At 68.4% G+C, this 11,646-nt stretch carries 5 protein-coding genes; 2 read left to right on the forward strand and 3 right to left on the reverse strand.

Annotation, left to right across the window (positions count from 1 at the left end; translation table 11 throughout):
• Positions 1-613 precede the first annotated feature (613 nt).
• A complete protein-coding gene (gene rpoB / locus ACFYRY_RS14550) occupies positions 614-4,099 on the forward strand; it encodes a DNA-directed RNA polymerase subunit beta (protein ID WP_389144277.1) in 3,486 nt (1,161 codons plus the stop codon).
• Positions 4,100-4,208: 109 nt separating this feature from the next.
• Positions 4,209-8,108, forward strand: a complete 3,900-nt coding sequence (locus ACFYRY_RS14555) for a DNA-directed RNA polymerase subunit beta' (RefSeq protein WP_389144280.1) — start codon at positions 4,209-4,211, stop codon at positions 8,106-8,108.
• Between the two features lie 101 nt (positions 8,109-8,209).
• Here ACFYRY_RS14555 and ACFYRY_RS14560 read toward each other — a convergent pair whose 3' ends face one another.
• From ACFYRY_RS14560 to ACFYRY_RS14570, 3 genes are read right to left on the reverse strand one after another with little or no spacing between them, the layout of a single operon-like run.
• The gene (locus ACFYRY_RS14560; RefSeq protein ID WP_389144283.1) at positions 8,210-9,730 is read right to left on the reverse strand and encodes a M48 family metalloprotease; all 1,521 of its coding nucleotides are present in this window, start codon (positions 9,728-9,730) and stop codon (positions 8,210-8,212) included.
• A 25-nt stretch (positions 9,731-9,755) separates the two neighbouring features.
• Positions 9,756-10,298, reverse strand: coding sequence for a Pycsar system effector family protein (locus ACFYRY_RS14565; protein WP_389144286.1), 543 nt, complete (start codon positions 10,296-10,298; stop codon positions 9,756-9,758).
• Positions 10,295-11,626 (reverse strand): PE-PGRS family protein, encoded by a 1,332-nt coding sequence (locus tag ACFYRY_RS14570; RefSeq protein WP_389144289.1) that lies wholly within the window; start codon positions 11,624-11,626, stop codon positions 10,295-10,297. Before ACFYRY_RS14570 ends, ACFYRY_RS14565 begins: the two co-directional genes overlap by 4 nt.
• Positions 11,627-11,646 lie beyond the last annotated feature (20 nt).

Genomic DNA, 11,646 nt, shown 5'->3' on the forward strand with positions numbered 1-11,646 from the left:
CCACGGAGTCCGCAGGACTCTCTGGCCGGCTGACACGGTTCCTCTGAGAGGGCTGTAACGCTGACGCATCGAAGAGCGATCATCCATCCGGGTGGTCGCTCTTCGGCGTTCGAGGAGCCGGGCGGCGGCAACCTTGCACCGAGGTCCGCGCGGAGTATGGTGATCTTCATCGTGCCTCCGGGCGTCCCCGGTACGGGCTGTACGTGACGAGCGCAGCACCCGGTTCGGGCAAGGGGGCCTTGACGAACCGCACGCAGCGCGCAATTCTCAGGACGCGTCGTCACAACGATCCGAATCCGAGGCATGGATCGGCGACGAAGAGGGCAGTATCAACGTGCGTTGAGGACGTGAGCTTGCCGAAGGTGTTGAGAACAACGAGGGTCTCAAAAACCCGCACTGGACATCAGTGTGCCAACTGGCTACACTGACCCTTTGCGCTGCCTGTTAGCTGTCCCCTGCCCGTCACCAGGGGCATGCCCTCGCTTGAACACCGACGATCAGACCGAATCCGACCTGGCCAGCATGTGAGCCGGAGAAGGAAACGGCTGTCTCTGTGTCCCGGAGAGGGACCGGTACGCGCGTAGTGAGTCCGAGCCCTCGGAAGGACCCCCTCTTGGCCGCCTCGCGCACTGCCTCGACCGCGAATACGAACAACGCCGCCAGCACTGCCCCGCTGCGCATTTCCTTTGCAAAGATCAAGGAGCCCCTCGAGGTTCCGAACCTTCTCGCGCTGCAAACCGAGAGCTTCGACTGGCTGCTCGGCAACGACGCGTGGAAGGCTCGCGTCGAGGCGGCTCTCGAGTCCGGTCAGGACGTCCCCACCAAGTCCGGTCTGGAGGAGATCTTCGAGGAGATCTCTCCGATCGAGGACTTCTCCGGGTCGATGTCGCTGACGTTCCGCGACCACCGCTTCGAGCCTCCGAAGAACAGCATCGATGAGTGCAAGGACCGTGACTTCACGTACGCGGCCCCGCTCTTCGTGACGGCCGAGTTCACCAACAACGAGACCGGCGAGATCAAGTCCCAGACCGTCTTCATGGGCGACTTCCCGCTCATGACGGGCAAGGGCACCTTCGTCATCAACGGCACCGAGCGTGTCGTGGTGTCCCAGCTGGTCCGCTCGCCGGGTGTCTACTTCGACTCCTCCATCGACAAGACGTCCGACAAGGACATCTTCTCCGCCAAGGTCATCCCGTCCCGGGGTGCCTGGCTGGAGCTGGAGATCGACAAGCGCGACATGGTCGGTGTCCGCATCGACCGCAAGCGCAAGCAGTCCGTCACCGTCCTGCTCAAGGCTCTCGGTTGGACGACCGAGCAGATCCTCGAGGAGTTCGGCGAGTACGAGTCGATGCGCGCCACCCTGGAGAAGGACCACACCCAGGGCCAGGACGACGCGCTGCTCGACATCTACCGCAAGCTGCGTCCGGGCGAGCCCCCCACGCGTGAGGCCGCGCAGACGCTGCTCGAGAACCTCTACTTCAACCCCAAGCGCTACGACCTCGCCAAGGTCGGCCGCTACAAGGTCAACAAGAAGCTGGGTGCGGACGCTCCGCTGGACGCGGGTGTCCTGACCGTCGAGGACGTCATCTCGACGATCAAGTACCTGGTGAAGCTGCACGCCGGTGAGACCGAGACGGCCGCTGACAACGGCACCACGATCGTCGTCGAGACCGACGACATCGACCACTTCGGCAACCGTCGTCTGCGCAGCGTCGGCGAGCTCATCCAGAACCAGGTCCGTACGGGTCTGGCGCGTATGGAGCGAGTCGTCCGTGAGCGCATGACGACCCAGGACGTCGAGGCGATCACGCCGCAGACCCTGATCAACATCCGGCCGGTCGTCGCCTCCATCAAGGAGTTCTTCGGCACCAGCCAGCTGTCGCAGTTCATGGACCAGAACAACCCGCTGTCGGGTCTCACCCACAAGCGCCGTCTGTCGGCTCTTGGCCCGGGTGGTCTCTCCCGTGAGCGGGCCGGCTTCGAGGTCCGTGACGTGCACCCGTCCCACTACGGACGCATGTGCCCGATCGAGACGCCCGAAGGACCGAACATCGGTCTGATCGGTTCGCTCGCCTCCTACGGCCGCGTCAACGCGTTCGGCTTCGTCGAGACGCCCTACCGCCGGGTCACCGACGGTGTCGTCACCGACGAGGTCGACTACCTGACGGCCGACGAAGAGGACCGGTTCGTCATCGCGCAGGCCAACGCCACGCTCGACGACAACCTGCGCTTCACCGAAAACCGCGTCCTGGTCCGCCGCCGTGGCGGCGAGGTCGACTACGTCCCCGGTGACGACGTGGACTACATGGACGTCTCGCCGCGCCAGATGGTGTCGGTCGCGACCGCCATGATCCCGTTCCTCGAGCACGACGACGCCAACCGTGCCCTCATGGGCGCGAACATGATGCGCCAGGCCGTGCCGCTGATCAAGTCCGAGGCCCCGCTCGTCGGCACCGGCATGGAGTACCGCTCCGCCGTCGACGCCGGCGACGTGGTCAAGGCCGAGAAGGACGGTGTGGTCCAGGAGGTCTCCGCGGACTACATCACCACCACCAACGACGACGGCACGTACATCACGTACCGCCTGGCCAAGTTCTCCCGCTCCAACCAGGGCACCTCGGTCAACCAGAAGGTCATCGTCAACGAGGGCGACCGGATCATCACCGGCCAGGTCCTCGCCGACGGTCCCGCCACCGAGAACGGCGAGATGGCGCTGGGCAAGAACCTGCTCGTGGCGTTCATGCCGTGGGAGGGTCACAACTACGAGGACGCGATCATCCTGTCGCAGCGCCTCGTGCAGGACGACGTCCTCTCCTCGATCCACATCGAGGAGCACGAGGTCGACGCCCGTGACACCAAGCTCGGCCCCGAGGAGATCACCCGGGACATCCCGAACGTCTCCGAGGAGGTCCTCGCCGACCTCGACGAGCGCGGCATCATCCGTATCGGTGCCGAGGTCGTCGCCGGAGACATCCTGGTCGGCAAGGTCACGCCCAAGGGTGAGACCGAGCTGACCCCGGAGGAGCGCCTGCTCCGCGCGATCTTCGGTGAGAAGGCCCGTGAGGTCCGTGACACCTCGCTGAAGGTGCCGCACGGTGAGATCGGCAAGGTCATCGGCGTCCGCGTCTTCGACCGTGAGGAGGGCGACGAGCTTCCCCCCGGTGTGAACCAGCTGGTGCGCGTGTACGTGGCGCAGAAGCGCAAGATCACCGACGGTGACAAGCTCGCCGGCCGTCACGGCAACAAGGGCGTCATCTCCAAGATCCTGCCCATCGAGGACATGCCGTTCCTCGAGGACGGGACCCCGGTCGACATCATCCTCAACCCGCTCGGTGTCCCGTCCCGAATGAACCCGGGACAGGTCCTGGAGATCCACCTCGGCTGGCTCGCCAGCCGCGGCTGGGACGTCTCCGGCCTCGCGGACGAGTGGGCGCAGCGCCTGCAGGTCATCGGCGCCGACCAGGTCGACGCGGGCACGAACGTCGCGACCCCCGTCTTCGACGGTGCGCGTGAGGACGAGCTCGCGGGTCTGCTGAACCACACGATTCCGAACCGTGACGGCGAGCGCATGGTGCTCCCGACCGGCAAGGCACCGCTGTTCGACGGCCGCTCCGGCGAGCCGTTCCCGGAGCCGATCTCGGTCGGCTACATGTACATCCTGAAGCTGCACCACCTGGTCGACGACAAGCTGCACGCCCGTTCGACCGGCCCGTACTCGATGATCACCCAGCAGCCGCTGGGTGGTAAGGCCCAGTTCGGTGGCCAGCGGTTCGGCGAGATGGAGGTGTGGGCGCTGGAGGCATACGGCGCCGCGTACGCCCTCCAGGAACTGCTGACCATCAAGTCCGACGACGTCACCGGCCGCGTGAAGGTCTACGAGGCCATCGTCAAGGGCGAGAACATCCCCGAGCCCGGCATCCCCGAGTCCTTCAAGGTGCTCATCAAGGAGATGCAGTCCCTGTGCCTCAACGTGGAGGTGCTGTCCTCGGACGGCATGTCCATCGAGATGCGCGACACCGACGAGGACGTCTTCCGCGCCGCGGAGGAGCTTGGCATCGACCTGTCCCGGCGTGAGCCGAGCAGCGTCGAAGAGGTCTGACGGGAGTCCGGTCCGGAGGTTCTGCGACAAGATCCAGAACCTCCGGCCGGCCCCAGGACCCCCGTTTCAGACCCCACAGACTTACAACCCTGAGAGGGATTGACGCATAGTGCTCGACGTCAACTTCTTCGATGAGCTCCGGATCGGCCTGGCCACGGCTGACGACATCCGTCAGTGGAGCCACGGCGAGGTCAAGAAGCCCGAGACGATCAACTACCGCACGCTCAAGCCTGAAAAGGACGGACTCTTCTGCGAGAAGATCTTCGGTCCGACCCGGGACTGGGAGTGCTACTGCGGCAAGTACAAGCGTGTCCGCTTCAAGGGCATCATCTGTGAGCGCTGCGGCGTCGAGGTGACTCGCGCCAAGGTGCGCCGTGAGCGGATGGGCCACATCGAACTGGCCGCCCCCGTCACGCACATCTGGTACTTCAAGGGTGTCCCGTCGCGTCTGGGCTACCTGCTCGACCTGGCGCCCAAGGACCTCGAGAAGGTCATCTACTTCGCGGCGTACATGATCACGTTCGTCGACGAGGAGCGTCGTACCCGCGACCTGCCCTCCCTGGAGGCGCACGTCTCCGTCGAGCGGCAGCAGATCGAGAACCGTCGCGACTCGGACCTCGAAGGCCGGGCCAAGAAGCTCGAGACCGACCTGGCCGAGCTGGAGGCCGAGGGCGCCAAGGCCGACGTGCGCCGCAAGGTGCGCGAGGGTGCCGAGCGTGAGATGAAGCAGCTGCGTGACCGTGCGCAGCGCGAGATCGACCGTCTCGACGAGGTGTGGACCCGCTTCAAGAACCTCAAGGTCCAGGACCTGGAGGGCGACGAGCTCCTCTACCGCGAGCTGCGTGACCGCTTCGGCACGTACTTCGACGGTTCGATGGGTGCCGCGGCGCTGCAGAAGCGCCTGGAGTCCTTCGACCTGGACGAGGAGGCCGAGCGCCTCCGCGAGATCATCCGTACCGGCAAGGGCCAGAAGAAGACCCGTGCGCTGAAGCGGCTGAAGGTCGTGTCTGCCTTCCTGCAGACCTCCAACAGCCCCAAGGGCATGGTCCTCGACTGCGTGCCGGTCATCCCGCCGGACCTTCGCCCGATGGTGCAGCTGGACGGTGGCCGCTTCGCGACCTCCGACCTGAACGACCTGTACCGCCGTGTGATCAACCGGAACAACCGCCTGAAGCGCCTTCTCGACCTCGGTGCGCCCGAGATCATCGTGAACAACGAGAAGCGCATGCTCCAGGAGGCCGTCGACGCGCTGTTCGACAACGGTCGTCGTGGCCGTCCGGTCACCGGTCCCGGTAACCGCCCGCTGAAGTCCCTCAGCGACATGCTGAAGGGCAAGCAGGGTCGATTCCGTCAGAACCTGCTCGGTAAGCGTGTGGACTACTCCGCGCGTTCCGTGATCGTCGTCGGTCCGCAGCTGAAGCTGCACCAGTGCGGTCTGCCGAAGGCGATGGCGCTGGAGCTCTTCAAGCCGTTCGTGATGAAGCGCCTGGTCGACCTGAACCACGCGCAGAACATCAAGAGCGCCAAGCGCATGGTGGAGCGCGGCCGCACGGTCGTGTACGACGTCCTCGAAGAGGTCATCGCCGAGCACCCGGTTCTGCTCAACCGTGCGCCCACCCTGCACCGCCTCGGCATCCAGGCCTTCGAGCCGCAGCTGGTCGAGGGCAAGGCCATCCAGATCCACCCGCTCGTCTGCACCGCGTTCAACGCGGACTTCGACGGTGACCAGATGGCCGTGCACCTGCCGCTGTCCGCGGAGGCGCAGGCCGAGGCCCGCATCCTGATGCTGTCCTCGAACAACATCCTCAAGCCCGCCGACGGTCGTCCGGTGACGATGCCGACCCAGGACATGGTCCTCGGTCTGTTCTTCCTCACCACCGACGGCGAGCTGCGCAACGTCAAGGGCGAGGGCCGGTCCTTCGGCTCCGCGGCCGAGGCGATCATGGCGTTCGACGCCGGCGAGCTCTCGCTGCAGTCGCGCGTGGACATCCGCTTCCCGGTGGGCACCATCCCGCCGCGCGGCTGGACCCCGCCGGCCCGCGAAGAGGGCGAACCGGAGTGGCAGCAGGGTGACACCTTCCGCCTGAACACCACGCTGGGCCGTGCGCTCTTCAACGAGCTGCTGCCCGAGGACTACCCGTTCGTCGACTACGAGGTCGGCAAGAAGCAGCTCTCCGAGATCGTCAACGACCTCGCCGAGCGCTACCCCAAGGTCATCGTGGCGGCGACGCTCGACAACCTGAAGGCGGCCGGCTTCTACTGGGCGACCCGGTCCGGCGTCACCGTGGCCATCTCCGACATCGTCGTTCCCGACGCGAAGCGCGCGATCGTCAAGGGCTACGAGGACCAGGACGAGAAGGTCCAGAAGCAGTACGAGCGTGGTCTGATCACCAAGGACGAGCGCACGCAGGAGCTCATCGCGATCTGGACCAAGGCGACCAACGAGGTCGCCGAGGCGATGAACGCGAACTTCCCGAAGACCAACCCGGTCGCCATGATGGTCAGCTCGGGTGCTCGCGGAAACATGATGCAGATGCGTCAGATCGCCGGTATGCGTGGTCTGGTGTCGAACGCGAAGAACGAGACCATCCCGCGTCCCATCAAGGCCTCGTTCCGTGAGGGTCTGTCGGTGCTGGAGTACTTCATCTCCACGCACGGTGCGCGTAAGGGTCTGGCGGACACCGCCCTGCGTACCGCCGACTCGGGTTACCTGACCCGTCGTCTGGTGGACGTCTCGCAGGACGTCATCATCCGCGAGGAGGACTGCGGCACCGAGCGCGGTCTGAAGCTGAAGATCGCCACCCGCGGCGCCGACGGCGTGCTGACCAAGACGGAGGACGTCGAGACCAGCGTCTACGCCCGCATGCTCGCCGAGGACGTCGTCATCGACGGCAAGGTGATCGCGCCGGCCAACGTGGACCTCGGCGACGTGCTCATCGACCAGCTCGTGCACCACGGTGTGGAGGAGGTCAAGACCCGTTCGATCCTGACCTGCGAGTCCCACGTCGGCACCTGCGCGATGTGCTACGGCCGCTCGCTGGCCACCGGCAAGCTGGTCGACATCGGTGAGGCGGTCGGCATCATCGCCGCCCAGTCCATCGGTGAGCCCGGCACCCAGCTGACGATGCGTACCTTCCACACCGGTGGTGTGGCCGGTGACGACATCACCCAGGGTCTGCCGCGTGTCGTCGAGCTCTTCGAGGCCCGTACCCCGAAGGGTGTCGCCCCGATCTCCGAGGCCAACGGCCGCGTCCGGATCGAGGAGACCGAGAAGACCAAGAAGATCGTCATCACGCCGGACGACGGCAGCGACGAGACGGCGTTCCCGATCTCGAAGCGTGCCCGACTCCTGGTCAGCGAGGGCGAGCACGTCGAGGTGGGCCAGAAGCTCACCGTGGGTGCCACCAACCCGCACGACGTGCTGCGCATCCTGGGCCAGCGTGCCGTCCAGGTCCACCTGGTCGGCGAGGTCCAGAAGGTCTACAACTCGCAGGGTGTGTCGATCCACGACAAGCACATCGAGATCATCATCCGGCAGATGCTGCGCCGTGTGACGATCATCGAGTCCGGCGACGCCGAGCTGCTGCCCGGCGAGCTGGTCGAGCGCTCGAAGTTCGAGCAGGAGAACCGTCGTGTGGTCCAGGAGGGCGGTCACCCGGCCTCCGGTCGTCCGCAGCTCATGGGTATCACCAAGGCCTCGCTGGCCACGGAGTCCTGGCTGTCGGCGGCGTCCTTCCAGGAGACGACCAGGGTTCTGACGGACGCGGCGATCAACGCCAAGTCCGACTCCCTGATCGGCCTCAAGGAGAACGTCATCATCGGTAAGCTCATCCCGGCCGGTACGGGTCTGTCCCGCTACCGCAACATCCGGGTCGAGCCGACCGAGGAGGCCAAGGCCGCGATGTACTCGGCCGTCGGCTACGACGACATCGACTACTCGCCGTTCGGCACGGGCTCCGGGCAGGCTGTGCCGCTGGAGGACTACGACTACGGGCCGTACAACCAGTAGGCGAGCAGTGTGAAGCGAGCAGTTTGATTCGAAGGGCGCCCACTCCGTTTCGTACGGGGTGGGCGCCCTTCGGCGTGTCCGGGGCCGCCGGAGCGGGGCGCTCAGCGGGTCAGGCGCAGGAACGGTTCCAGTTCGCTCAGCCGGGTCCGGTGGTCGGGGTGGGTGGACAGGAGCCTGGTCAGGGTGCCGGGCTCGCGGAGCTTCTGTCCCTGGGCGACGAGGGCGGCCTTGGTCGCCGTCTCCTCGGTCTGGAAGTGGTGGAGCACCTCGGCCAGCTGGCGGGCGAAGCCGAGTTCGGCGGCCTGCTGGTCGGCGCGCAGTTCGCCGCGCCGGCCCGCGTAGGCGAGCAGATAGGGGGCGGCGACCAGCGGGATCGTGATGTACCAGGCGGCGAAGAACGCGGCCACCACCACCAGGCTCATGAACAGGATCAGGAAGCCGGTCGCCGCCATGGAGAACACGCCGGCCACGGCGATCGCGAACCTCGCCAGCGCCCTGGTCACCGCCCAGGCGATCCGGCCGGGCAGGGAGTACCAGTAGCCGAGCAGTCCGGCCCAGGCGTGGCCGCCGGTGTGGTGGCCGAGTTCGTGGGCGAGTACGGCGGCGAGGTTGCTGCTCGGGATCCGGTTCAGGGCGTACGTGGTGACGCCGACGACATGGCCGGCGACCGCCGCCGCGTTCAGCTCCTCGCTGTTCTCCACCATCAGTTCGTAGGTGCCCCGCTCGATGCCGGCGCGGGCGGTGACCTCGTGCCAGACGGGTTCCAGACGGGCCCGCTCGTCGGGTGTCGGCAGCCGGAGCTTGAGCACGTGCCGGGCGAAGGCCAGCTCGGTGGGCCGGTGGAAGACGAGCAGCCCGGAGGCGACCCAGGCCACGATCACGAACGTCCCCATGACGCTCCCGAAGACACCCAGGGCCAGGGAACTCACCAGCGCGAGGCTCACCAACGCCCCGGGCAGCTGCACCGCGAGCCGCCCGATCGCCGTGGCATCGGCCCCCCGCTGGTGCTCGGCGACGTGCACACGGGCGCCCCGGTGGCGGTAGTCGAGGTCGTCGGGGGCGGCATCGGGCTGGGGTGGGGGCAGGGGCGCCACGCCGGGGGGAGCGGGCGCGGGGGGTACGGCGCCGGGGTGGACGTACGGAGGCGGGGCGGCGCCTGCGTCGACGGGGTAGGTGGGATCGGCGCCGGGGTAGGCGGGGCCGGGGCCGGGGTATGCCGGGGCGGCGTCGGGGTGGCCGGAGCCCGGTCGCCCCGCGCCCGGACCCGGACGGGCCGGATCCGGCCAGGGACCGCCCAGGTCTGGGTTCGGCGAGGGCGTCCCGGGCCGCGGTTGGTGCGGGGCCGGGGCGGTGGGTTCCGGGTAGGCGGGTGCCTGCGGATATGCGGGCTGCGCGGTGGCCGGTATCGCGGTGGTCGGGTATGCGGGGGCGGGGTACGTGGCGCCCGTGGTGGTGGTCTCGGGGTAGGGCGGGGCCGGGTATGTGGGGCTCGTGGTGGTGGTCTCGGGGTAGGGCGGGGCCGGGTAGGCGGGACTGGGGGTGCCGGGAGGGGCGGTCTCCGGGTACGGCGGGTCCGGGTAGGCGGGGCCGGGTGGCACGGGCGGAGTGGGTGGCTGGGACATGGCGGGCTCCTTCGAGGCGGGGACGTCAGCCGATGAGCGGGGCGGTGGGCAGCAGCAGGGTGCCGACGCAGAAGGCGATCAGGCCCACGCGGATCCAGCGGTGCTTGGCCGCGGCGATCCCGCTGTTCTCGGCGAGGGCGGTCAGCAGACCGGCGGCCGGGTCACGGTCCGTGTCGGCGAGAGCCTCGGCGAGCCGCCCCTCGCGCACGGCCTGCTGGATGTCGCCGAAGTAGCAGAGAGGCCGTCCGGCGGCCCAGGCATCGGTGCGGTAGCGGGGCAGCACCGCCAGCAGCAGCGAGACCAGCGACAGCGTCAGCGCGCCCGCCCCGGCCCACCAGACCGCGGCCCCGGGACCGGACAGCCGCCCCGGCGACCAGTCCCGGCCGGCCAGCAGCGCGGTGAACACCCCGGCTGTCATCCCAAGGGCCGCCACCAGGACGGAGGCCTTGGAGTCGGCGCGGGCGATCTCTCCCCGCACCTCGGTGAGCAGCCGCTCCGCGGCCCGGTTTCCCGTGGTGCCGGTGCCGGTGCCAGTGCCGGTGCCGGTGCCGGGGGACAGGGTGGTCACGCGGACCCTGCCTCGGGCGGCTGTGCCGGGTACGCCCCGGGCGCGGGCGGCACGGCGGGCGCCGGTCCGTCGGTGACGGGGGACGTCGGCGGCGGGGGTGGCGCGGGGACGGCGTACAGCGTGTGCTCGTACGACCCGGCGGACCCCTGTGCCGCCGGGTCGTACGGGACCTGTGCGGGGGCCTGGAACGCGTCGTACCGCGCTGCCGGAGCCCCCGGGGTGTAGGCGGACGGTGAGCCAGACGTGTAGGGCTGCTGCGCGGGCGCGTACGGCTGCTGCGGAGCCGCGCCCGGCTGGGGGCCCGGCGCGTCGGGGTAGGGCGGCTGAGGGGCTTCGCCGTACGGCGGCTGCGGGGGCGCGCCCGCGGGCAGCGCGGGGGGTGTCTGCTCACGCAACAGGTCGTCCACGGAGCGCAGGACGGACCGGGCCGACTCCGCCTTCTGGAAGTCCTCCATCGTGTCCCCGGCGATCACCTCCAGCTCCTTGCGGATCGCGCCGAGCTGGTCCTTCTGCAGGGTCTGGATCACCATCCGGGTGTCCCTGGGGTGCGCGGCGAGGTGGAAGGCCCAGGCGCCGACACCGCCGTGCTGGAGGTGGTGCTGGTAGAAGGCGATCTTCTGGGCGATCAGCTCCTGTGACTGATGCTCACGCAGCACCTCCAGCTCGTGTTCGAGGCGGGCCTGCCGGAGCCGGTACTCGTGCTCGGGGTCGAGCATCTCCGACTCGTAGCGCAGGGTCCGCCGGCGCCGCCGGTGGGCGATCGCGTCGTCGTCCAGGCGCAGCCGCACCACGCACGACACGGTCAGACCCGTGCCCGCCGCGAAGTCGGCCTCCTCCTCCACCGCTCGCTGGACGGCCCGTTCGGCGGCGGGGCTGTCGTCGATGGGGAAGCGCCGGGTGACCGGCCGGGCCGCCTGCTGGAGTTCCCGGGTCAGCCGGGTCGGCACGTCCCGCTCGCCGCTCACCACGAACGCGACGGGATCCGACACGCGCCAGGTCAGGTCGGCGGTGACGCCGAACGCGAACGCGTCGTCGTCACTGGGCAGTTCGAGCTCCAGCTGCACGGGATGACTGCCCATGTCCACCTCGTACACGGAGGTGTAGCGGCGGGTCGCCGCCTCCGCGCGGCTCGGCCGGTGCGGCGGCATGAAGACGTCGTACGAGCCGCTCGCGGTGACGAAGACCAGGGCGTGGTCGATCGCGCCGACCTGTCTGCGGGCGGTGTAGTCGAAGCGCGAGATGGGGCGCACGGTCAGCACCGGGTCGATCAGCGCGGTGTGCCGGTCGGCCTGTTGCTGCCACTCCGGCGGCCGGCGGAAGTCCGTCATGGGTCACTCCTCGAGTTCTG

The sequence above is a fragment of the Streptomyces sp. NPDC005263 genome (genome assembly GCF_042872365.1).
Lineage (GTDB): Bacteria > Actinomycetota > Actinomycetes > Streptomycetales > Streptomycetaceae > Streptomyces.

Coding starts and splice junctions, on each gene's coding strand:
- ACFYRY_RS14570 (WP_389144289.1), bottom strand. CDS start 11,626: ATGACGGACTTCCGCCGGCCGCCGGAGTGGCAGCAACAGGCCGACCGG.
- ACFYRY_RS14560 (WP_389144283.1), bottom strand. CDS start 9,730: ATGTCCCAGCCACCCACTCCGCCCGTGCCACCCGGCCCCGCCTACCCG.